We start from the raw sequence: 22,901 nt of genomic DNA on the forward strand, positions 1-22,901 counted from the left end.
CGTTCCTTAACAAAACCCACTATTTAATTTATATTTAAAAACAGGATTAGAAAACAGCATAATTTGTATCTTATAAAATAAGAAAATAATTTTCTGTTTCAGTAGTTCCATCATTTTCTTCATGTTCCAAGCGGTTGCAGCTAGTAATGCATTGATTTGTGGTCCCGTTTCTCCCATGAAGTAATTTTTTGCCAGCCTAAAATCGGTTTTTAAATGTCCGATGATAGGTTCTATTGCCGCTCTGGTTCTAAATTTTTTGCGCTTTGTCTGCTTTTGATAAGCAGTGTCTTTTTTTCTTGGAGTGCTTGGGATGGAGATTTTCACGCCCTTTATTTCTGATTTTCCTCTGCCACCTCTATCGTAAAGGAGTTCTTTTGGGAGCTTTTGACCACCGGTTTCCATCTGTTCCAAAAGTGGTTCTATGGTGTGACCATCGTAAGGAGTTTGCAAAAATGCTTTAATCCCGAGAATGATTTTCTTGCCTTTGTTGGCGGTGGTTATCAAACCTACCTTATTCCCAAATTCATACTGACTATGCGCTTTTCCTTTGGCAATACATCGGGTAAAAGGCTTGTGAATGCTGTAAATTTTATCGGCATCGTTTCTTTTTTGTGTGACAACCTTGGTGTACAATGTCATTAAATCTTTATAAAATTCTTGCTGTTCTGAATTAAAATTCCGTTGCAATTCACGAATCAGTCTCATGGCGATGGTTTTGAGCTGTCTTTGAGATTTCCTTGCCGCTTTTGCCCGCTTGGGATGTTTTCCGTTGTAGGTGTTGCGCACCATTTGTTTGCTGACTTTTGTGTAGCGTTGTCTTTGTTTTATGCCTTCATTTCCGGCTATTTTGTTGCAATAATCAATCACTTTTTTGCACAATTTTGCATCGGTAGGAAAAGAGGTATTATTCTCCTGAACGGTAGTATCGGACAAAACAAAATTTGAGGTGTTCGTCTTGGCATCGTGCATTCTTACGCTGTAGGCAAAGATTTTTTCGATACCTTTTTCGCCAATTCTTTTTCGGAAATGAACAAAATTACTCGGGTCACAAGGAAATTCGTGTTCAAAGAAAACCCTGCCACAAAAATGCTGCATATAAGGATTCATGATCCAGGCTTTTTCCAACGTCTCATCGCCCAAATTATACAAATGTTTCAGTAGCAAACAACCCACCATAAACCGAATCGGATGGCTCGGATTGCCCACTTTGGAATACAAGGGCGAAAATTCTTTCTCAAAATAATTCCAATCTATTTTTTCTGAAAGTAGAACAAGTTCATGCTCGTGGTCAATAAAATCCACCAACATTGGGCGAAATAATTCTGGCTTCTTTTCTGGATTTTTCCCCAACATATTTGCAAGGTTTTAAAGCTCTAAGATACAAATTCTTGCAATAAAAAACAAGCTATTTTAAACCCAAAATACTAATAATCAGTAAATTATAGGTGGTTTAAGGAGAGACTAGCTAAGGTATATGGCAATGAAAAAACCTGGTTAGATCCATTGTTTCAACCATTGGAACGATTTTTTTATCGGGTGACAGGAATTAATCCTAGCCTCCAGATGACTTGGAAACAGCACCTCGTTGCTCTTTTGACAATTAATCTACTGTGGTTCCTATTGAGCATGGCTATCCTGATGAATATGGGACATTTGCCTTTAAATCCAGATGGGAATCCTGGAATGACTGCTGATTTGGCCTTTAATACCAGTATATCTTTTTTGGTCAACTGTAATCTCCAGCACTATTCCGGTGAATCAGGAGTGAGCTATCTAGGACAAATTTGGCTCATGTTTCTTCAATTCGTTACCGCAGGCGTGGGAATGGCTGCTGCAGTGGTTATTTTCAAAGCTTTTAGGGATAAGACAACAACACAATTGGGCAATTTTTACGATTTCTTTGTGAAGTCTTGCACCCGGATTTTACTGCCTATCTCTGTCTTGGTTGCTGCCATCTTCGTATTCCAAGGCATGCCGATGACTTTCGAAGGTAAGGACAGCATGATTACTGTCGCTGGAGATACCGTACAGGTAAGCCGAGGACCAGTAGCTGCCTTTGTCCCAATTAAACATCTTGGTACAAATGGAGGTGGTTTTTTCGGTGCGAACAGTGCGCATCCATTTGAAAATCCCAATTATTTGACCAATATGGTGGAAATGATTGCCCAGTTTATTATCCCGATGGCGATGATATTTGCATTCGGCTTTTTTATTCGCAAGCGTAAATTTTCATGGATGATGTTTGGTGTGATGACCATTGGGTTTATCATCCTGACAATACCAAATATAAAAATGGAGATGGCTGGAAATCCAGCGATCGCACAGATGGGTATTGACACGTCTATGGGCGCCATGGAGGGAAAGGAAATACGTATTGGTGCAGCGGCATCGGGGTTTTGGAGTATTGTTACAACGATGATTTCGACGGGTTCCGTCAATTCTATGCATGATAGTTACATGCCCTTATCTGGTATGAACGAACTTATAGCGATGATGGTGAATGCTTTTTATGGCGGTGTAGGCGCGGGAATACTCAATTTCTTCATTTTTATTATACTCGCCGTTTTCATTAGTGGCTTGATGGTAGGGCGCACACCAGAGTTTATGGGTAAGAAAGTTGAAGCGCGGGAAATGAAAATTGCTATGATTGTTGCTCTTGCCCATCCTTTTCTAATCCTTGTCGGTACAGCACTTGCTACAGCGTTTCCAGCCCAAGGTGCTTCTACATTGAATAACCCTGGATTTCATGGTTTTAGTGAAATATTATACGAATATACTTCATCCGCAGCTAACAATGGTAGCGGGTTTGAAGGTCTTGGAGATAATACAATTTGGTGGAACATTTCGACAGGTATCGTATTGTTACTCGGCCGCTTTATACCGATTATAGGCCCAATTGCTATTGCGGGATTATTGGCTGAGAAAAAATTTATACCTGAGGGTGAGGGAACGCTAAAAACAGATACAAGTACATTCGGTTTAATGGTATTCGCTGTGATCGCGATTATTGCAGCACTCTCTTTCTTCCCTGCGTTGGCATTGGGTCCAATTGCGGAATATTTTTCCATGTAGTACTTAAAATTAAAGAATTCTAAAAATGAGCGATCAACAAACATTGTTTCAGAAAGAACTTGTACAACAAGCTTTAAAGCAATCTTTCGTGAAGCTAAATCCTAAAATAATGTTCCGTAATCCAGTGATGTTTACCGTGGAAATCGGGACGCTGATTATGGCCGTCGTTTGTCTTTGGATAATGACTGGGGAAAAATCACAAGGTACACTTGGTTATAATTTTACGGTATTTCTTATTCTATTTTTAACCTTATTGTTTGGAAATTTTGCTGAGGCAATTGCCGAAGCCCGCGGTAAGGCGCAAGCAGATAGTCTTCGGAAAACTAGGGAGGAAACTCCAGCAACCCTGCGTGATGGTCGGGTAGTTTCGTCCGCTCAACTGAAAAAAGATGATGTTTTTGTTTGCCAGGCGGGAGATGTAATTCCATTGGATGGGGAGATTATTGAGGGATTGGCAACCATAGATGAGAGTGCAATTACCGGAGAATCAGCACCGGTGATCCGCGAGGCTGGAGGTGATAAAAGTTCAGTTACCGGTGGTACCAAGGTTTTGTCCGATCGAATTCTCGTGCAGGTAACGACAGAACCGGGGGAGAGCTTTTTGGATAAGATGATCGCATTGGTTGAAGGGGCAAGCCGCAAAAAAACACCTAATGAGATTGCATTAACAATCCTTCTGGCAGGTTTTACACTTGTATTTATTATCGTAACGGTGACCTTAAAACCATTTGCGGATTATGCCAATGTTGGTATCACCATTGCTTCGTTTATTTCACTTTTTGTCTGTTTGATTCCAACAACAATAGGAGGTCTTTTATCGGCAATTGGTATCGCGGGAATGGATCGTGCACTTCGTGCAAATGTCATAACAAAAAGTGGCAAGGCAGTTGAAACGGCAGGAGATATTGATGTCTTGTTGCTTGATAAAACTGGAACTATTACGATCGGAAATCGTAAGGCGACAAATTTTTACCCCGCAGATGGCGTCCTGAAGGAAGCTCTGGTACGTGCAGCCACATTGAGCTCCATGGCGGATGAAACACCGGAAGGGAAATCAATTGTTGAATTGGCTGGTGTCGACCCATCGAGCTATAAGATCGAAAACCCTGTATTCATTAAGTTTACCGCTGAGACCCGTAGCTCAGGAATAGACTTTGCACAGACACGTATTCGTAAAGGTGCAACAGATGCTATTCGGAATATCATTGTAAAGGCTGGAAATCTGTTCCCTCAGGAAATAGATGAACGCGTAAAGCTTATCTCTCAAAATGGGGGAACCCCATTGGTCGTTGCAGAGAATGAACAGGTTCTCGGTGTCATAGAATTGCAGGATGTGATAAAACCCGGAATTCATGAACGCTTTGAAAGGTTGCGAAAAATGGGTATCAAGACTGTTATGGTGACGGGAGACAATCCGTTGACGGCCAAATATATTGCGGAAAAAGCTGGAGTGGATGATTTCATAGCCGAAGCGAAACCTGAAGACAAGATGAACTATATCAAAAAAGAACAGCTTGATGGACGATTGGTCGCCATGATGGGGGATGGTACAAACGATGCTCCGGCACTTGCACAAGCCGATGTTGGTGTAGCGATGAACAGCGGTACACAAGCTGCAAAAGAGGCCGGAAATATGGTCGATCTCGACAATGATCCAACCAAATTGATAGAGGTTGTGGAGATAGGCAAACAATTGTTGATGACCAGAGGTACGCTAACGACGTTTAGTATTGCAAACGATGTCGCCAAATATTTTGCTATCATTCCGGCCTTGTTTATTGCAGCAATACCCGCACTTCAAGGTTTAAACATTATGCAGCTCAGTAGTCCACAAAGTGCCATACTATCAGCTGTCATCTTTAACGCAATTATTATCCCATTACTGATTCCTTTGGCATTGAAAGGAGTCGCATACAAACCTATAGGTGCAAGCGCACTGTTACGGAGAAATCTGCTTGTTTTTGGACTTGGTGGAGTACTCGTTCCATTTATTGGTATCAAGGTCATAGACCTACTGGTTTCCCTATTTATCTAATACATTTTTAATAATAAAAGCAAAGATGAAAACTCATATATATCCGGCAATAAAGATTACAATTGTTTTAATGCTCCTGCTCTCAGTGGTATATCCAGCCCTCGTATGGGCAATAGCTCAAATAGCACCCAATCATGGAAAAGGGGAAATGCTTGAGTACAATGGGCAAAAGTATTACAGAAATATTGGACAGGCCTTTACGCGGGATGATTACTTCTCGTCGCGTCCTTCAGCTGTTGGTTATAATGCTGCTGGATCGGGTGGAAGTAACAAAGGACCCTCTAATGGGGAATATCTTTCGGAAGTTAGGGCCCGTATCGATACTTTCTTAGTTCACAATCCTACTGTAAAACGCGAACAGGTACCGGTAGACATTGTTACAGCCAGTGGTAGTGGTTTGGATCCAGATATCTCCATCGAGGCCGCAAAAATACAAATTGATCGTGTTGCGAAAGCGAGAGGTATATCGGTAAATAGCCTACAGTCTCTTGTTGATGCCCACGTTCAGACGCCTTTATGGAATATGTTTGGACCTCGCAAAATCAATGTCCTTGAACTAAATATTGCTTTGGACAAGATGGTTGAAAAATAAAATTGACCTAAAGGGTTATCGATATACATTTTATAAGAACAATTTACATGAAAAAACTAGCGATGTTGGCCTGTTTACTCGCAGGGGCAACACAATTATTTGCACAGCAAGATACGACTCAAAATACCCGATTGTCTATCAGTGGTTACCTTGAAGCATATTACCTTCGGGACTTTAACAATCCACTTGGAAATACACGTCCAGGCTTTGTATATAGTCACAATAGGACGAATGAAGTAAACATAAACTTGGCACTTTTAAAAGCTGCATACGAAACAACAAATACCCGTGCAAATCTTGCTTTAGGTGTTGGTACATATATGAATGCCAACTACGGTGCGGAACCCGGAGTCTTAAAAAATATTTACGAAGCGAACGCCGGTATACGTATCTCGAAAAAACATAATTTATGGATCGATGCTGGCATATTTTCTTCCCATTTGGGCTTTGAAAGTGCTATAGGAAAGGATAATTGGACTGTAACAAGGAGTATTTTTGCGGATAATTCACCTTATTTTGAAACAGGAGCAAAAATATCCTATACATCCGCATCGGGAAAACTATTTTTAAGTGGGCTGATTTTAAACGGATGGCAGCGGATTCAACGTGTAGATGGTAGCAGTTTACCAGCATTTGGGCATCAATTGGTCTATAAACCGACAGATAAATGGACCATCAATAGTGGTTCTTTTATAGGCAGTGATAAAGCGGATAGCGTCAGACAGATGCGCTATTTTCATAACCTATATGCAATTTATCAAATGAACGAAAAGCTGGGAATCACATTCGGATTTGATATTGGAGCTGAACAAAAAGCAAAAGGTAGTTCGAAGTACAATGTATGGTACACCCCAGTGTTAATTGCACGATACGCGACGACCGAAAAATTTAGCTTAACAGCAAGAGGAGAATATTACAACGATAAGCATGGTGTGATCGTTTCTACGACTACAGAGCAAGGTTTTCAAACGTTTGGCTATTCTTTAAATGCAGATTATGCCATTCTTCCCAATGTTCTTTGGCGTACGGAACTACGTAATCTCACGAATAAAGATGCTATTTTCCTTGATCGGACAAATAAGTTGGTGAAAAATAGTGTAACGGCTGTAACAGCACTTACCGTTAGTTTTTAAAAACAATCGTTCCTGCCGTGTGTTGGATCGGCAGGAACCTTCTGAAATGAAAGGCAATAAAAATGGAAGAGAGGAAAAGCGCTGAACACTTTTTGGACCTTATTCGGAAATCGAGAAGAGGTCGCTTCAAACTTTATATCGGTATGAGTGCAGGCGTAGGAAAAACATACCGTATGTTACAGGATGCACATACCCTTTTACAGGGAGGAATCGATGTGCGTATTGGCTATATTGAGACACATAATCGGAAGGAAACACATCAATTGCTCGACGGTCTACCCCTTATCGCCCGACGCCATCTTTTTTACAAAGGCAAACAGTTGGAGGAACTGGACCTTTATGCTGTCTTGAATTCACATCCCGAGGTTGTTATTATCGATGAGTTGGCACATACAAATATTGAAGGCAGTAAAAATACCAAAAGGTGGCAGGATGTTATGGAGATTCTTGAAGCGGGGATTAATGTGATCAGCGCTGTTAATATCCAGCATATTGAGAGTTTAAACGAAGAGGTCAAAGCGATTACAGGTGTTGAAGTACAAGAACGTGTTCCCGATAGTGTTATTGATTCCGCAGATGAAGTCGTTAATATTGACCTTACTGCAGAAGAGCTTATCATTCGCCTAAAAGAGGGCAAGATCTATGACGCGTCAAAAATTCAGGCAGCGCTTCAAAACTTCTTTAAAAGCGAACATATCTTACAATTGCGTGAAATGGCTTTGAAGGAAGTTGCCTCCCAGGTTCAACGCAAAGTAGAGATTGAAGTTCAACCCCAACGATGGGTGCGAAAGGAGCGTTTCCTGGCTTGTATAAGTTCTAATGAAATAAAAGCAAAAAACGTCATCCGAAAAACAGCACGTTTAGCAGGATATTATAATAGCAGTTGGTTTTTGCTCTATGTACAGTTGCCAAAAGAGCGCGGAGATCGGATAGCCTTAAACAAACAACGACACCTGATCAATAACTTTAAACTGGCGACAGAACTTGGTGGAGAAATTATCAAAGTAGAAAGTCACAGTGTGGCAAAAGAGATCATCGCTTTGTGCGAGCTCCGCAAGATCACCACAGTTTGCATTGGAAAACCACGATTATCTCTTTTAAGGATGTTACTTGCTAAGGATACATTTAGCAAACTGCTGGCACAACTGTCGACCGAAGACATCGACCTGATTATATTGTCTTAATGATAAAGACAAATTGTGAATAAGATGAAAATAAAAACGAAACTTACCTTTGGTGTAGGATCACTTTTTCTCATGATCTTTCTACTTGCCGCACTAAGTGGTTGGTATGTAAACCGGTTAAAAAAGGATACCGCAAATATACTGACAGCGAACTACAATACGCTGCTGTACGCCAAGAATATGTTATTGGCATTGGAGGAAATTCCTGTTGAAAAAGCTGCTTTTAATAATTTCCAGATTAATCTTGACAAACAACGGAAAAATGTTACCGAAGTCGGAGAGCAGCAAACAACAAACGCAATTGCCAAACATTTTTTAAAACTGCGAGATAAGCCCTTAGATGTTACTATTGTCTCGTCTATCAGAAAGGATATTGCCTTGTTAATGGAACAAAATATGACGGCAATTTCTCGGAAGAGTATTATTGCGGATCGCACCGCCGAACATGCAATTTTGGTCATTTCATTTGCCGGGGCGCTCTGTTTTATCATTGCTTTTATATTGCTGGTCAATTTGCCGTCCAATATAGCTGACCCCATTGCAAAATTGACAGCGAGTATTCGACAGATTGCAGGACAGAACTACAAAGAGCGTATTCAGGTGCAGAGCGGAGGTGAGTTTGCCGAACTCGTCGCTTCATTTAATTCCATGGCAGAGAAACTTGAAGAATACGCTGAAAGTAAACTTGAAAAAATTTTAAAGGAAAAAAGACGAATTGAGTCTCTTGTTGATCATATGCATGATCCGGTGATAGGCTTCGACGAAGAGCGACGTGTCATTTTTGTCAACGAGGAAGCACTTCGCATCACAAATCTACATAAAGATCAACTTCTCGGAAGATCTGCTTTAGCGGTTTCAGATGAAAATGATCTTGCTAAGGATATTTTTAAAGATCTTTTTCTTCCTGTAGAAAAACGTGAAAAAAATGCTGTTAAAATTTATGCAGATGATAGAGAAAGCTATTTTGAAAAAGATGTTATCGATATCAATGTTTTGCCTACGGGTGAACTTGAGCCAAAGTTTATCGGGCAGGTGGTTATCCTAAAGAATATTACGCCATTTAAGGAACTTGATCTTGCAAAAACAAACTTCATCGGTACTGTTTCGCACGAGTTCAAAACACCTATTGCGGCGATTCAGATGGGGGTTCAATTGTTGGAAAACGAGCAAATAGGTCATCTGAATACCGAGCAGCTCACGTTGTTAAATGGAATAAAAGATGATTCTAACCGCTTGCTTCAAATAACCGGTGAACTGTTAAATATGACGCAGGTTGAAAGTGGTTCTATTCAAATTAACTTACATACGACAGAAATACAGCCTATTATTGAATATGCTATCATGGCAAATCAATTTGCTGCGAATCAAAAAAATATCCACTTTGTTATCGAGGTAGGACCTAATGTGAAAGCTATATTTGCTGACAATGAGAAAACGGCCTGGGTTCTTACAAATTTTCTTTCCAATGCAATACGTTACTCCCATGAGGATTCGCTTATTCGTATCGCAGTGGAAAACAGCGAACTTAAAACAAAATTTATCGTTACCGACAGTGGGCAAGGGATCGAGCCGAAATATCTGGATAAAATATTTGCGCGTTACTTCCGTGTGCCAGGGTCAAAAAAGGGTGGAACAGGACTTGGTTTAAGTATTAGTAAGGAGTTTATAGAAGCGCAAGGTGGCGAAATTGGTGTTGAAAGTGATTATGGCGCAGGAAGTTCTTTCTATTTTTCATTGCGTACTGCGATTTCCGATAATTAATACCATATTAAACGATTCGTATCTGTTCATACAGCACATTATGACAACATAATAAGGACGGATGAGAGGAGAACAATTTTTGAGATTATAAGTGGCGCCGGCAAGCCACTTATAATCTCAAAAATGGATTAATGGTTGACTAAAGCCATAGCACCTTCACTGTATCGTGCTCCGATATTGGGGTATTTAAGAAGTATTTCATCTATTTTTTTTAAATCATCATTCGATAATTGTACATCAAGGGCACCAACATTTTCCTCCAGGTATTTTCTTTTTTTAGTTCCTGGAATAGGAATGATGTCATTTCCCTGTGCCAGTACCCAGGCTAAAGCGAGTTGTATTGGACTACAGTTTTTATCTTTTGCCACTAGGGAGAAGTTGGCGACTAAATGTGCATTGTTCAATGCATGTTCACCTTGATTTCGAGGTAAGGTTCTTCTAAAGTCGTCCGAAGCAAGATCTTCTAAATTTAAAGAATTGGAAAATAATCCACGCGCTAGAGGCGCATAAGGAATTAAACTTATCCCCAATTTCCTTACGGTATGTAAGATTTCTTGTTCTACATCACGTGTAAGGAGCGAATATTCGCTCTGTAAAGCAGCTATAGGGTGTACGGTATTTGCTTTAATGATTGATGCGGGAGATGCTTCGCTTAAACCCAAATACCTCACTTTTCCTTCTTTAACCAATTCTGCCATAGCGCCTACGGTCTCTTCGATAGGAATATTGGGGTCTACGCGGTGCGCATAATAAAGATCTATGGTATCGATTCCAAGGCGTTTTAAACTTTTTTCTACCGCTAATTTTATCCATTCGGGCGAGCCATCGAAATAGGTGTTTGCCGTACCACTTGGACCTGCTATTTCATCTTTAAAGCGAAATCCAAATTTTGTTGCAATAAAAACTTTGTCACGGTTGGGAACAAGCACTTTTGAAATAAGTTCCTCATTGGCACCGTTGCCGTACATATCCGCGGTATCCCAAAAATTAATGCCGAGGTCCAATGCTCTTTCCAATGTTGCAATGCTCTCTTTTTCGTCCGTAGGTCCGTAAGCAAAGCTCATTCCCATACAACCTAATCCAATCGCAGAGAGTTTTTCATTTGTTGTTCCAAGATTTCTATATTTCATAATGATTACATTTTGTTCAATACAAAAGTACATATGGAACAAACGAAGCGAGTTAAGACAATCAAACAGATTGTTATACAATTCAAACAGTATTGCTTCGGACTTGGTTTGGAGACATCCCGGTTTGCTTTTTGAAGAAATTGGTAAAATAGGATGGATATTCAAATCCTAGGCTGTAGGCAATATCCGATACATTCCAATTGGTATGCAGCAACAAAGCTTTGGCTTCTTGGACCACACGGTTTGCAATATGTGTACTGGTGGTTTTGCCTGTGGCTTCTTTTACCGACCTATTGAGGTGATTGATATGAACCGAAAGCGCATGCGCATAATCTGCTGGGCTTTTCAATTGCAGGCTAAGTTGAAAGGTATTGATTGGAAATTGTCTTTCTAACAGCTCAAGAAATAGTCCCGATACCCTGGTCGATGCATTGGTATATGATCCAAAACTCGCTGCGGGACTCGATTTCATCGTTTCATGAATTAGAAGATGTAGATAACTTCGCAACATATCATCTTTATGGATATAGCTCGAGTTCATTTCAACCATCATCTTTTGGAAGATTGTAGAAATTTCTGCTAATTGTGTTTCATCCGGAAAATAAATCGGATTGCTACCTATCTTGAACAGGGGAGAGTCTTTTAGACTTTCTATCCGTTCACTATGCTGTATAAATTCTTCTGTAAATACACAATACCATCCGGATTGTTCTGAGGATTCGGGTTCCCAAGCATATGGAACAACCGGATTCGCAAATAACATGGCAGGTCTATCGATTTGTATCCACTTATCTGCGTAATATAGTTTTCCACGCCCTATGATAAGGGAGGTTTTATAAAAATCGCGGCGATTGTACGGAGAGACGACAGTACAGGATTCCCTGCTGAAAACATTGAAATGCCCAATTCCCGTATTATTTAGCGGCAAATCCAGATGAGTTAAACCTGGTTGCCTTTTGTAAAAATCTGTCACACTTTCGGCTGATTTCATATTACTAAATTAAAAAAAGAGAAACAATCCTACGTCATAAACGGATCAGTTTCTCGAAAATGAATTCGAATATTTAGTTAGCCAATGGCATTTTATTTGAACTGTTTGTGATTTTGTTACTATTTTTGAGGGTATCCAATAATTGATTTTTTATCACAAGGATATCCTTTACATATTGCGACCATGATTAAAATTTATCATAATAAAAATTGTAGTAAGAGTTGTAATGCATTGGAGCTGCTACAGCATCAAGCTGTGGATATAGAAGTACAGGAGTACTTAAACGATGTTCCGACGAGAGGCCAATTGATTGAATTATTGGGTCAACTTGCTTTAAAACCTTTGGAACTTATCAGAAAAGGAGAACCGGTCTTTCAGGAAAAATTCCAAAATCTTCACTTGACAGATGAGCAATGGATCGATGTGATGCTGGAGTATCCGATCTTGATTGAGCGCCCTATCGTTGTAAAGGACGGTGTAGCAGTAATTGGTCGACCTATCGAAAAAGTTTTAGCACTCATTGGTGCTAAGTGATGATGCTGGCTTGATTGTTGTGTTTTCCGTTGTATGAAACATTTTTTGAATATAGCTGCAGCCGTGTTGGATGTACTTAAATTTTTTTTCTAATCACTAATTTTGGCTTTTTTTTGAACGGTTAAAGATATCTCCTATGATATTATTTTAATCGACATGATTTAGTGGGTTATTTTTTTAAAGAGGCTATTTATGCTTACACCGACTTTATCAGGGTCTTGTTGGTGTATCCCATGGCTGTATCCTGGTAAAAGAATCAGTTCACAATTGTTATTTTGTTTGATTAGATTTGCATAGTGTTTGATTCGAAGCTGGTCATAGGCATCAAACCAAAATCTATCATTTATTCCCAATTTACTGTTCATTTCTTTTTCATATCGCTCGATAGGTCGATTGTAGGCGATGAATACGGTAACAGGGATATTTTTTAGAAGCGGTAAATCGGCATATTCTTTAAAAAAATGTTTTTCGCTGACTGCCAGCTCTCTTTTCATTTCCAATTTTACACCCTCACCAAGGTTTTTGTCGTTTATCATATCTGAAAGCATTTTTACCCAGAGTTGTTGGTAACCTATCTGGCTATTTGATGTTTCAGTAGCAATTGCGTCTTCTGTTTCTGTTAACATAAAATCGGTAGGATCGATGAGGACTAAGCCGGCAATTTCATCCGGATATTTAGCTGTAAACAGCCTAACAAAAGCTCCGCCCAGCGAATGCCCGACGAGTAAATAGGGCGGTTTAATTTCTAAAGCGGATAGGATTAAATGTAATTTGTCCACGACATCTTGGTCAGATTTTAAGGATGGATCAGGATCCGAATTTCCTAAGCCATTTCTGTCATAACTGAAATACGGTATATTACTCATTAATTTGGGAAAAAGGACGGAAAAATTGTTCCCGCTCATGCCGATGCCACTTTCAAAAATGACGATTGGCTCGTTGGCTTTTCTTTTTTCCAACCCCTTTACCCAATAGGATGTTCGTATACCTTTAATATTAGCCGTTTCCTGCGCATACGTTTGTATGCCCCCAATGGAAACGAAGAATAGCATGATCGTCCAGGTTTTCATATTTATTTTAAAGTTCAAATGAAAGGATGAATTTTCGCGTTTACCGTTTATTTATTAGTCCTGCAATATGTTCTTTAAGGTCATTGGTTGATTGTAGTCCAATGTCCGAAAATTGGTAATCATTTAGCATAAATTGGTGGAAGGTATCTTGTTCCAACAATATGGTTCTACCTTTTGAAAGGTTGTAAATTTTAGTGTTAATTACGCTAATATCATGGTTTTCTTGCGTAAATGCTATAAAATCAATACGATAATCATCCCGTATTAAAGTGCCCTGACCAAAATAGTCGGGGTGGTTTCTTGAGACATTTCCAGCGTAAATTTTATTCGTTTGAGCTAAAGTCATCATAGACTCCTGCGGGGTTAATTTAACGACAATATTGCAGAAAGAATAATATTCCTTGTCATGAGGAGATTTGGTTACGCTAAATGTATAAATGATATAATTATCTGCTCCGAGCGATAATGAATCTACGATCACTTTGGTTCCTAAAGCCTGATAGGGTTTGACGTGGAAGTTGAAATTTTGTAGCGGTAAAATGTTGGCCTGCGGCGGTACCTTAGTATTATCTTTTTCGAGAAAATAGTTTGAATCTTTTACTTGTCCAATACTATTTTGAGAAAAGCAAATCAAGAAGACGATCCATATTCCTATAATTCTATGCATTGTTTTTATTTTATTGGTTATCTGATCCTGTCTAAAATAAATACATAATCATGTATCATGATAGTGCTATTCGGTCAATATAGGGTTTACCTCGGTTAGTCAATATTATTTGTCGGTAAGCCCACATGCTTTTGGTGTATATGGCGTGGGCTTCTTTAGGACCCTATTTTAATGTGTTGTAGTTAACGATAAGATATTCTTTATTTGTACAATATGCCTGGTATTGTGATGAATAATAAAGCGAAATATATCTCCTAAACGGAGCTGTATCCAGTTGCTGAAAGATAGCCTAATGCGAATTTTAGTTAAATCTTTTGACCTTGCCTTATCGAGTAGATGAAGTAGTCTATTTTGCTGTTCTAAAAAAACTGGAATCGGTTCGGCGCTCTGCATAAGATTTCTGGGATCCATTTTTCGAAAAGTTTTGATCTTTTTTTCCTTATCATTTGGTAAAATAGAATTAGCAAAATAGTTTCCTAAAAAACCGCTTTTGAAATCAACATTGTGGCCAAGATTGCTTTCGGATATTTTTTTTGTGATTTCAGGTAAATAGAAACTTCCGTACAGATTCAGGTGCTGTATGCATTCGAGGATATTCCAGGACCCTTCATGAGGTCTTTTACGTAATGTCTCCTGAGAAAGGGCTTCTAGGGAATTGACAAATGACATATGTTCTTGTACTTGCTTTTCCAGTTGATCAAGTAGTTCTAATGATTTACATTTCATCTTTTTTTTGATAAAATACTCGAAAATAAATTGGAAAAAAATTGATTTAACTCAAGATTTACTGATTCTTGATAAAGTTTCGGGACTCATTCTAAGATAATTGGCGATATGCTTATTAGGAATTAGTTGAAATAATCTAGGATTTCGTTTAATGAGTCTTTCATACCTGTTTTTTGGGGAGTCCAGCAATAGATCTCGTTCTCTTTCAAGCTGCTGTAACACCAACTGTTCCAAGATAGTTATATATAAATTTGTGTTTTCTGAAGTGGAATAGATAAAATTCATAAAATCTTCCTTCTCGGCGATTAGCATATCTGTTTTCTTTATTGCCTGAATTGCATAATCCGAGTAGCTACCATGAATAAAAGAATCCATAGCTACAATGAGATCTCCATCATATCCAAAGCGAATAATCTGTTCATGATCTTCCTGAAAAATAGAGATTTTGATGCTGCCTTTTTTTATGAAATAAATCTTTGAATCAATCGAACCATTCATTTTAATGTATTCGTTCCTCCTAAAAGAAATTTCTTTTTTAAAGATGCGAGGTGATATGAGATCTAACAGCTTATGCATACACGTTGGATTTAATTGAATCATTAAAGGTCTTCGAAATTAGCGATTGTATTGCTGTTTTCAAATATTGATTATTGAGCTACAAATATCGCCAAGTTTTGACCTAATATGGGTTCCAGATTTACCGGTTGAATAATTATGTGCAGATTTACGGTATTAAATGAAAACATGGAATATGTTTTCACGATTTTACAGATTTAAATACTTAATTAAATAATTTTAGTGTGAAAAGAGTCCTTGTTATCCTGTTCATTTTGCTGGTTTCATTTTTAATAGCGGCGTTTTTTATCAAAGTCAATAAGAGGGAAACCTTGCTCTATAAGATACAGCAGTGGGTTACCTACGATACAGCAGATTGGGAAAATTATGAAAACAATAAACAGCTACTTGCCGCTGGGGCTACCGAAGTAACGACGACTGAAGTGGCAGCTGTAGAAGATGATCTATACCCGATTGATACAAATCGCATATCGCCAGAATTTAGGGCTTTAGAAATCGAAAAAATTAGAAAGACAGATTTTGGACGATTAGTAATAGCGAAGTTACCACCGGATCATGAGGATGCACAAATCGCATTAATTCATCTCACGGATCGTAAATTGACCGATGTGATAATCAATCAGAAGATTAATATTAAAGTTGGAACTTGTTTTGAAAACCCGAAAACAGCAGGTAATTATCGTTGCGTGAGTTGTATGATTTTACTTTACAATCGAGCGAAGAAAAGTTGGGTGGAGGCTCCAAACGGTGAAAATTTCTTGAAAAATGCCTATGATTTCTACCAGGTGTCTGAAGGAGATATTTGGCAAGCACGCGACTTGTCCATGAGAATCCCTTATGATTATGCGCTTGTGGAAAAATATAGTAAGTAAGATTTCTTTTAAGTAGTTAATATCAATACCGTTATGTTTAAATTTTTAAGAGAATTATTGAATACGGCAAAGGAAGGTGTGCATGAAGCCAAAGATGAACTTACTTTGAAAGCCGAAGAGGAAAAAAGGGCGGGGAGTTTAGCAAATGATAACAATATACTTCTGGATATTCCTTATGAAGAACAGTTTGGTAATGCATTAGGAGCTGCATTTAGAGTCATTGTTTTTGGGGACTGGTTTACGGTATTCGGAAGTACGGGAGATGATGGAAGTTATCCGATTCACTTATATCAATTTGGAAATTATCCCAAAATTGATCAATATAGAAGTGATTTTATCAAATTGTTAAAAAGAGATTTTGGTATAATAGATACAGACAGCTGTCTTGAATTGTTGAGTTCATATTTTACATTACTTGGAATAGAAAAGACAGGGACCGCATTGGAAGGAAAAAACAGCAAGATCGATACAGCCGTTTGGGATATCTCCAAAGTTGGGGTAAATGCCTTTGTTGTTGCTGTAGCAAGTCATATTACGACATCCGCAACGGACGTTGGATATCTATCAAAACCTGTGGCATTAGATGTTCTCAAAAAGTTGTCAGTATATGCGAAAAAGCATTTTAGTGATTGGTTGCTATTTTCCGATCAATTTATGGAAGGAGAAGATCAGGTTGGGTTAAATAGTAAAATTGGGAAATCTTACTTGAAAAGGTATATTGGATATCTTAAAGAAAAGAAAGGAAGTCCCTGGAATAATGTCGCATGGTGGAATGGTAATCATTCCGTCTGAGTGTTATCTTATGTGGCCTTCACATCCACTACATCTTACGGCTATTGATTTACGCTATCAATTGGAACAACAAATCGCTCAGAAAGGACTCCGCGACCATAGCTATCTCGAAGGATTGGATGCTATCGAGAAAGATGAAGGGGAAATTCCTATGTTCTATCTGATTTTGTGTCAGTTAATTTTTTTTGCGAAATAAATGAATTCTAAAGGCATTGTTTTGGTTTTCAGTGGTGTGTTGATCGTTGTCGTGTTGACAGAAGTCTATAAGAAAAATGTGGCTGAAAATTATTTATACGGTGTTAAAAAAAGCTATGAGATGAATGATCATTTTGAAACAGATAAATTAAGAAAACTGTCGTCACGACCCTTTCTATTTGGTATAGAAGATAATCTGTTAAATGACGAAGATTATTTTTTTGATGAAAATTATTTTTATGCTGTCGGTGGAAAGGCGGGGCAGGTAGATCCTTTAGGTTAGTGGATATCATTGAACTTCGTAGGACATCGACTCAAATTAATAATCACTATATCTGGCAAGTTGTCGTTCAATTGGATGGTAAGGGACAGTCCATTTTCAGTTTTACGCATAACTATTCCCTCTGGAATAGAAATTTCTATGTTTTTTATCAAAAAATACGAGAACTAAATCCACATGCAATCAAATCAAAATGGAGTTTGTGGACGATGTAACAAATTCAATATCAACGGTTGGATATATAGAAAAAGAAAAATGGCTAAAACTGTAATCTAATTGCTTTTGTTATCTTAAGTAAAACGTTATGGGTAAATTACGATTATTGATCATGAATGTGTTGATAGTTTTTTTTTACGGAGCTTGTCAATTCCCCCAAAGTCCAACACAATCCAGTACAAATGAATCTAAGCGCAAGGCAGAAGAATTACCTTCTAACGTAACTTTTTTTGGTGGTGGAAGATCTAAGGAAATGAATATGGTATCAGGGAAAACGGATACTATTTTTATTTCAGTCCATCAGGCGGATTCGGTTCTTATCAAAATAAAAACTCCCACGGATACAGCCAATGTACGAATTAGTCAGCTTTTTCTGCCCAATGGTTCGGCTGATGGCCCCTTTGGCCAAGAACTTGCCTATAGATTTAAAGATGTTGGCCAATATCATATTACTGTGAATGAGAATAAAATGGTAGGGAATCATTACTCAGGGCCATATGTCGTGCAAATTGTGCCAATAGTTCAATAGTGCACTTGAAATAAAAGAATAGAACAATAGTTATTCCGAGTGAAATGGATTCAGAATAACTATTGTCGCATTCAGAAATTTATTACAGCAGCCCTTCTGCTAGTATAGGATTAAAACGAGATCTTCTTTCTAGGCTACTCAACATCACCTGTGTACTTAATCGTATTATCCACGTAAAGAGCTGATTTTTTACCATCATATTTATAGTTATCCTTTTGGTAAATGTCGTTTTCGACTTTATCCAGGATAATGGTTTTTTTACTGTCATCAGGTAAAAATAATTCTACCTTTGATTTATCCTCGCTAAGGACAACAAAGGCACTAATGACAGCTTTCCTTTCTTCTTTCTCCGTTGGATTCAGGCGTAAGCCAACATTAAAGACCTGGATACATCCTTGTTTGATCTCACTCCAAGTTTGTCCCGCCGCGACTAAACAACCGTGCACATCCTTGCTGCCGCCGATCGACGGAGTTGCTTCCTTGCTTTGATCAGTTGTTTCTTTTGATTCGCTGTTCTTGGGAGCATTGTTACAGGCTGTAAAAGTAACAAGGCTCATGACTATAAATGCTAATTTTCTCATTTGAATCGGTTTTTTATATGTTCTCTCATGTTCACACAATAAATATACCATAGTCTTCTGTTTATTCATTAATCGACTTATTACGGTAGGCTTTCATCCTTTTCTTAAATATAGAGTGAAGCTCCGCTGTATAGCAGAAAAATGTGTGTAGCGTAAATCAATATTGTCATAGGACAAGTCGAATTGCTGTATAGTTTATTAATATTGTGGTGCCGCTCGATGCAATCATTTATCTCAATATATTGAACGGAATGATTTTAAGCCAGTGTAGATAGACAAAAGTATTCTTATCATTTAAAAACATCGTATTAAACGTAAAGATCGTCCTGTCAAAAATTTGGTTTCGGTTATTTTAGTTGAAAAGCCACTAGCCCATGTTTGGAAATACTGGAATGATGCTGATGCAATTATGCAATGGAATATTCCATTTGACGATTGGCACTGTCCTGCTGTTCATATTGACTTTAGGGAAGGCGGGATGTTTAATTTTAGAATGGAGCAAAAAAATAGCCGGGGGGGATTTGATTATGTAGGCGTTTACGATGAGATTATTTTGATGGAATACATTGGAAGTATCAGTGGAGGGAGAACCTGTGTTGTTGAATTTCAGGCGATTGATAACAATACGATTATCCGGGAAACTTTCGAGCCTGATACATTTACACCTTTGGAACTACAACAGTCTTTTACCGATGGGGTCTTGTTAAGTTTTAAAAAATTTATAGAAAACAAATCGCTGTAGAAGCGTGTAGCTACTGACAGAAATATAGACTTTATAGGATAAATTATGCGTGAAATAGAATCGAAAAGCGGTTATGCACCTGCAAATGGAATAAAACTTTACTACGAAATATTCGGCACAGGAAAGCCTTTAGTATTGATTCATGGCGGAGGTTCCTCTGGCTACACTGATTTTGAAGAGACAGTAAAAAGATTGCATGATCAGTACCAGTTGATTGCGATAGACCTGCAAAATCATGGAAGATCCGAACACAGAACCACTCCCGAAACCTTCGAGCAGGATGCGAAAGATATTTCGGCTGTTCTTGACTTCTTTTCTATAGAAAAAGCGTCATTTTTCGGTTTTAGCAATGGAGCGACAACACTTTTGAAATTTGCGACGATGTATCCGCACAAGGTGGAAAAGCTGATTGCTGCATCGGGAAATACCAAAAGAGAGGGGCTTTTAGATGGTTTTTTCGAAAGTATGGAAGCTTCAACGATTAACGATATACCTCCTTTTCTCAAAGAAAATTTTATGAAGCTGAACCCAGATCCAGAGAAATTTCGAAATATGTATGAAAAAGATAGCCAGCGCATGATAAACTTTAAAGATTTCGAAACGGAATCCTTAAGCCTTTTGACCTGCCCGGTATTTTTGATAGGTGGAGATCAAGATGTTGTAAAAACGACACATCTAGCTGCCATGCAACAGCAGATTCCTCATGCTCGACTGCTTATTTTACCGGCTAATCATGGGAACTATATGATGGCTGATTTTAATGGCGATGTAAATGACCAACTGATCGATTTTACACTAGGACAAATACAGCATTTTTTGGCACCCAATTGATCCCTGTTCAATCGAATAAGCTCGCGCCCAAGGTTTATCGATAATTACGCATATTACGTTCCATCTTACGTATGCGCTGTTCGTTTTTTCCGTCAACACGAGATGCAACCGCCCAAATGGCTGCGGGTATCCAACCCAGTATAGTCATCTGTAGGATCAAACAGAGAATGCCACTTAGAATCTTACCGCGTAAGAAAAACGATAACCAAGGAAGTAAGACTGCTATTAATATCATAAATAATAGGGTTATAAACATTAAAATACAAAAGTACGGTATTCACCATTAAAAATCGCGAATAATATCAACTAAAGCAAATTAAATTATTGATCTATCCTTTTGCTAAATAATTTAGTTTTCTTATCTTTAGGTGATTAAATTTAGGTATGGTAGGCAATAAAGAAAAAGAGTTGAGTTTGTTCGATTTTCAGTCGCAATTTAGCAGTGATGCTGATTGTTTAGCTTATTTATCGGCTTTGAAATGGCAAGATGGTTACAAATGTAAGAAATGTGGTTACGGGAGTTTTTGCAAGGGAATAAAAGAGCATGACCGTCAGTGCAATCGCTGCCGTTATTTGGAATCTCCTACAGCAGGCACCCTATTCCATAAGGTTAAGTTTCCTTTAGTTAAAGCCTTTTACGCAGTATACTTCATAAGTACAAACAAAAAGGGTATTGCCAGTACCGAGCTTGGCAGGAAGTTAGGGATCAAGCAAAAAGTAGCATGGTTATTCAAACGCAAAGTGATGAAAGCGATGGAGAGCAGCGGTAAATTTCCTTTGCGTGGAGTTGTGGAAGTTGACGAAACATTTGTTGGCGGTCAGGATGAAAATTCCAAAGGACGTAAAAAAGGAAAGAAGAAGCTTGTGGTGGTTGCTATAGAAAAGAAAGGCAACGGAGTTTCGCGCTTTTACGCCAAGGTGATAGACAAAGCCGATGCGATCAACTTAGGTAGCTTCATGAAGCAAAACATAGAGCCACAGGCTAAGGTGACCACCGACAAATGGACAGGTTATAAGCCGATATTGAAAGATTTCGAAAATATGGAGCGTGTCAAATCTGGTAAGAAAGGTGAGAACTTCCCAGAACTACACAGGGTTATCATGACCTTTAAAAGCTGGTTGAGAGGAATGTACCATCACGTTGGAGATCTACAGGAATATATTAATGAATATACCTATCGATTCAACAGAAGTTTTATGAAAGGGAATATTTTTGACAACCTAGTATATCGGATGATCTGCCATAAACCAGAACAATATAATATGATTATTGCTTAAAGGAATAGGTCAATTAAATTATTTTTTGTTTGTTTGTAATCTATTGATATTTAATGTGTAATGGTTTTTTCGTTGCTAGAATAGGGAAATGTTAAGAAAACTTAAAATATGCCTTCCGACAGATGATTTTTAAAATTTTGAGGAGGTGTGGCACCAATGTTGATATTCCCCTGTCGAATATTTTAGATGCAGATTACATAGAATAAATGACGGAAAACATGGGAAACAACAATAGTGTTATTGAAAATTTAGACAGCAAATATCGTGGATATCTAGAGGATGAGGGGAAATGGCTCAATGAAGGTTTTAAGAATATTTTCATCGATGGGGTACCGAGTAAAGAAAACCTGAAAACATCGGTTTATCTTATGTTACCACAAGAGATCAGAGAATATGTTGATCAGTTGTTACTCAACGATTGATTATAAAATTATAGGAATAAGTAATTCAAAGTAAAAGTTTACTAGAATCAGTTTTTTCTGATTTTAGTAAGCTTTACTTGTTTAAACGGGAGAGGGCAGACCACGTCTCCATTAAATGCCATATTCTTTCACGGTTTGGCAAATTTGCTCTTTTTGCTTTCGGCTTAATACGTTCAACATGGTAAGGATTTCTTTACCTTGAAAAGTCTCAAGCTCAAGTCTAGGCCCCAACCAATTGCTTTCAATAATACGGATATTAACGATTTGAATGTAGGGCACGAATACCAGCGCATCCAAATCTGCTAAAGCCCACATACTCCCGGTGTCCTTTTTAATCCGTTTAAAATACAATCCTTTTTTATCTGTCCGGGCTCGGATGACCTTCCTGTTGCTCTTTAGAAGAAGGAAGCCGCCGATAATAAAAGATAAGTGGAGTAACAGCATAAATAATGAAACTAAAAAGCGAAATACGTCTTTAAAGTCAAGTACCATGGCACTGAAATTCTCTTTAAATGAATCATTCGGATGATAACCGATGAAACATTTAGATATCCCCATTAAAATCAAGATACTACCGATGATAATGGATCGCCAATTGGGTAGGTAATAATTAATAAAGGTTTCACTGTCTGTGGCTGCTAATTTTCTCCTTTTCATATCTAAATATAGGGGCCTTATAAATTGACCGTATA

General features: G+C 38.3%; 25 protein-coding genes and 1 pseudogene. 16 read left to right on the top strand and 10 right to left on the bottom strand.

The window, feature by feature from the left end:
• Positions 1-6: 6 nt before the first annotated feature.
• Positions 7-1,353 (bottom strand): IS5 family transposase, encoded by a 1,347-nt coding sequence (locus AACH28_RS00005; RefSeq protein WP_341831578.1) that lies wholly within the window; start codon positions 1,351-1,353, stop codon positions 7-9.
• 108 nt (positions 1,354-1,461) lie between these two features.
• On the opposite strand from AACH28_RS00005, the pseudogene kdpA reads away from it, so the two are divergent.
• The 6 genes and pseudogenes from kdpA to AACH28_RS00035 all read left to right on the top strand — a co-directional run.
• Positions 1,462-3,072: pseudogene (kdpA, locus tag AACH28_RS00010) on the top strand (potassium-transporting ATPase subunit KdpA); the annotation flags it as partial.
• Between the two features lie 25 nt (positions 3,073-3,097).
• Complete coding sequence (gene kdpB, locus AACH28_RS00015) at positions 3,098-5,107, top strand: potassium-transporting ATPase subunit KdpB (RefSeq protein ID WP_145327077.1); 2,010 nt, start codon at positions 3,098-3,100, stop codon at positions 5,105-5,107.
• A 25-nt stretch (positions 5,108-5,132) separates the two neighbouring features.
• Entirely contained in the window at positions 5,133-5,699 is a 567-nt protein-coding gene (locus AACH28_RS00020; protein WP_145327078.1) for a K(+)-transporting ATPase subunit C, read from the top strand.
• A 47-nt stretch (positions 5,700-5,746) separates the two neighbouring features.
• The gene (locus tag AACH28_RS00025) at positions 5,747-6,832 is read left to right on the top strand and encodes a porin (protein ID WP_088162077.1); all 1,086 of its coding nucleotides are present in this window, start codon (positions 5,747-5,749) and stop codon (positions 6,830-6,832) included.
• A gap of 62 nt (positions 6,833-6,894) precedes the next feature.
• Positions 6,895-8,016 carry a histidine kinase gene (locus AACH28_RS00030; protein WP_075993224.1) on the top strand — a complete coding sequence of 374 codons (1,122 nt, stop codon included), beginning with the start codon at positions 6,895-6,897 and terminating at the stop codon, positions 8,014-8,016.
• A gap of 24 nt (positions 8,017-8,040) precedes the next feature.
• Entirely contained in the window at positions 8,041-9,777 is a 1,737-nt protein-coding gene (locus AACH28_RS00035; RefSeq protein ID WP_075993223.1) for an ATP-binding protein, read from the top strand.
• A gap of 128 nt (positions 9,778-9,905) precedes the next feature.
• On the opposite strand, the gene AACH28_RS00040 is transcribed toward AACH28_RS00035, so the two are convergent.
• Both AACH28_RS00040 and AACH28_RS00045 read right to left on the bottom strand, forming a co-directional pair.
• The gene (locus AACH28_RS00040) at positions 9,906-10,907 is read right to left on the bottom strand and encodes an aldo/keto reductase (protein WP_088162076.1); all 1,002 of its coding nucleotides are present in this window, start codon (positions 10,905-10,907) and stop codon (positions 9,906-9,908) included.
• An 82-nt stretch (positions 10,908-10,989) separates the two neighbouring features.
• On the bottom strand, positions 10,990-11,898 hold the full coding sequence (locus AACH28_RS00045; protein ID WP_088162075.1) for an AraC family transcriptional regulator: 909 nt from the start codon (positions 11,896-11,898) through the stop codon (positions 10,990-10,992).
• Positions 11,899-12,081: 183 nt separating this feature from the next.
• On the opposite strand from AACH28_RS00045, the gene arsC reads away from it, so the two are divergent.
• Positions 12,082-12,432 carry an arsenate reductase (glutaredoxin) gene (arsC, locus tag AACH28_RS00050; RefSeq protein WP_088162074.1) on the top strand — a complete coding sequence of 117 codons (351 nt, stop codon included), beginning with the start codon at positions 12,082-12,084 and terminating at the stop codon, positions 12,430-12,432.
• A gap of 161 nt (positions 12,433-12,593) precedes the next feature.
• Here the strand turns inward: arsC and AACH28_RS00055 are convergent, their stop codons facing one another.
• The 4 genes from AACH28_RS00055 to AACH28_RS00070 all read right to left on the bottom strand — a co-directional run bounded on the left by AACH28_RS00055 (position 12,594) and on the right by AACH28_RS00070 (position 15,471).
• Entirely contained in the window at positions 12,594-13,502 is a 909-nt protein-coding gene (locus AACH28_RS00055) for an alpha/beta fold hydrolase (protein WP_145327079.1), read from the bottom strand.
• 40 nt (positions 13,503-13,542) lie between these two features.
• Positions 13,543-14,169, bottom strand: coding sequence for a hypothetical protein (locus tag AACH28_RS00060; protein WP_088162073.1), 627 nt, complete (start codon positions 14,167-14,169; stop codon positions 13,543-13,545).
• Positions 14,170-14,337: 168 nt separating this feature from the next.
• Positions 14,338-14,895 carry a DinB family protein gene (locus AACH28_RS00065; RefSeq protein ID WP_088162072.1) on the bottom strand — a complete coding sequence of 186 codons (558 nt, stop codon included), beginning with the start codon at positions 14,893-14,895 and terminating at the stop codon, positions 14,338-14,340.
• Between the two features lie 51 nt (positions 14,896-14,946).
• The gene (locus tag AACH28_RS00070) at positions 14,947-15,471 is read right to left on the bottom strand and encodes a Crp/Fnr family transcriptional regulator (RefSeq protein ID WP_088162071.1); all 525 of its coding nucleotides are present in this window, start codon (positions 15,469-15,471) and stop codon (positions 14,947-14,949) included.
• A 224-nt stretch (positions 15,472-15,695) separates the two neighbouring features.
• On the opposite strand from AACH28_RS00070, the gene AACH28_RS00075 reads away from it, so the two are divergent.
• The 5 genes from AACH28_RS00075 to AACH28_RS00095 all read left to right on the top strand — a co-directional run bounded on the left by AACH28_RS00075 (position 15,696) and on the right by AACH28_RS00095 (position 18,355).
• The gene (locus tag AACH28_RS00075) at positions 15,696-16,343 is read left to right on the top strand and encodes a hypothetical protein (protein WP_341831862.1); all 648 of its coding nucleotides are present in this window, start codon (positions 15,696-15,698) and stop codon (positions 16,341-16,343) included.
• 33 nt (positions 16,344-16,376) lie between these two features.
• The gene (locus AACH28_RS00080) at positions 16,377-17,135 is read left to right on the top strand and encodes a DUF1266 domain-containing protein (RefSeq protein ID WP_317665811.1); all 759 of its coding nucleotides are present in this window, start codon (positions 16,377-16,379) and stop codon (positions 17,133-17,135) included.
• Positions 17,136-17,145: 10 nt separating this feature from the next.
• On the top strand, positions 17,146-17,331 hold the full coding sequence (locus tag AACH28_RS00085; RefSeq protein WP_341831863.1) for a hypothetical protein: 186 nt from the start codon (positions 17,146-17,148) through the stop codon (positions 17,329-17,331).
• Entirely contained in the window at positions 17,332-17,613 is a 282-nt protein-coding gene (locus AACH28_RS00090) for a hypothetical protein (RefSeq protein ID WP_341831864.1), read from the top strand.
• Between the two features lie 301 nt (positions 17,614-17,914).
• Positions 17,915-18,355, top strand: a complete 441-nt coding sequence (locus tag AACH28_RS00095; RefSeq protein ID WP_341831865.1) for a hypothetical protein — start codon at positions 17,915-17,917, stop codon at positions 18,353-18,355.
• 134 nt (positions 18,356-18,489) lie between these two features.
• On the opposite strand, the gene AACH28_RS00100 is transcribed toward AACH28_RS00095, so the two are convergent.
• Positions 18,490-18,936, bottom strand: a complete 447-nt coding sequence (locus tag AACH28_RS00100; RefSeq protein ID WP_341831866.1) for a hypothetical protein — start codon at positions 18,934-18,936, stop codon at positions 18,490-18,492.
• Between the two features lie 337 nt (positions 18,937-19,273).
• Here AACH28_RS00100 and AACH28_RS00105 point away from each other — a divergent pair, with 337 nt between their 5' ends.
• Together AACH28_RS00105 and AACH28_RS00110 are read left to right on the top strand one after the other, a co-directional pair.
• The gene (locus tag AACH28_RS00105; protein WP_341831867.1) at positions 19,274-19,678 is read left to right on the top strand and encodes an SRPBCC domain-containing protein; all 405 of its coding nucleotides are present in this window, start codon (positions 19,274-19,276) and stop codon (positions 19,676-19,678) included.
• 45 nt (positions 19,679-19,723) lie between these two features.
• Positions 19,724-20,509: an alpha/beta hydrolase gene (locus tag AACH28_RS00110; RefSeq protein ID WP_341831868.1), complete on the top strand. Its 786-nt coding sequence runs from the start codon at positions 19,724-19,726 to the stop codon at positions 20,507-20,509.
• A 34-nt stretch (positions 20,510-20,543) separates the two neighbouring features.
• Here the strand turns inward: AACH28_RS00110 and AACH28_RS00115 are convergent, their stop codons facing one another.
• Entirely contained in the window at positions 20,544-20,744 is a 201-nt protein-coding gene (locus AACH28_RS00115; protein ID WP_075994862.1) for a YqaE/Pmp3 family membrane protein, read from the bottom strand.
• A 149-nt stretch (positions 20,745-20,893) separates the two neighbouring features.
• Between AACH28_RS00115 and AACH28_RS00120 the strand changes: the two genes are divergently transcribed.
• Positions 20,894-21,787, top strand: a complete 894-nt coding sequence (locus AACH28_RS00120; protein ID WP_286736520.1) for an IS1595 family transposase — start codon at positions 20,894-20,896, stop codon at positions 21,785-21,787.
• Between the two features lie 218 nt (positions 21,788-22,005).
• On the top strand, positions 22,006-22,209 hold the full coding sequence (locus tag AACH28_RS00125) for a hypothetical protein (RefSeq protein ID WP_317665825.1): 204 nt from the start codon (positions 22,006-22,008) through the stop codon (positions 22,207-22,209).
• 111 nt (positions 22,210-22,320) lie between these two features.
• Here AACH28_RS00125 and AACH28_RS00130 read toward each other — a convergent pair whose 3' ends face one another.
• Entirely contained in the window at positions 22,321-22,866 is a 546-nt protein-coding gene (locus tag AACH28_RS00130; protein ID WP_341831869.1) for a hypothetical protein, read from the bottom strand.
• Positions 22,867-22,901 lie beyond the last annotated feature (35 nt).

The organism is Sphingobacterium thalpophilum (assembly GCF_038396785.1).
Lineage (GTDB): Bacteria > Bacteroidota > Bacteroidia > Sphingobacteriales > Sphingobacteriaceae > Sphingobacterium > Sphingobacterium thalpophilum_A.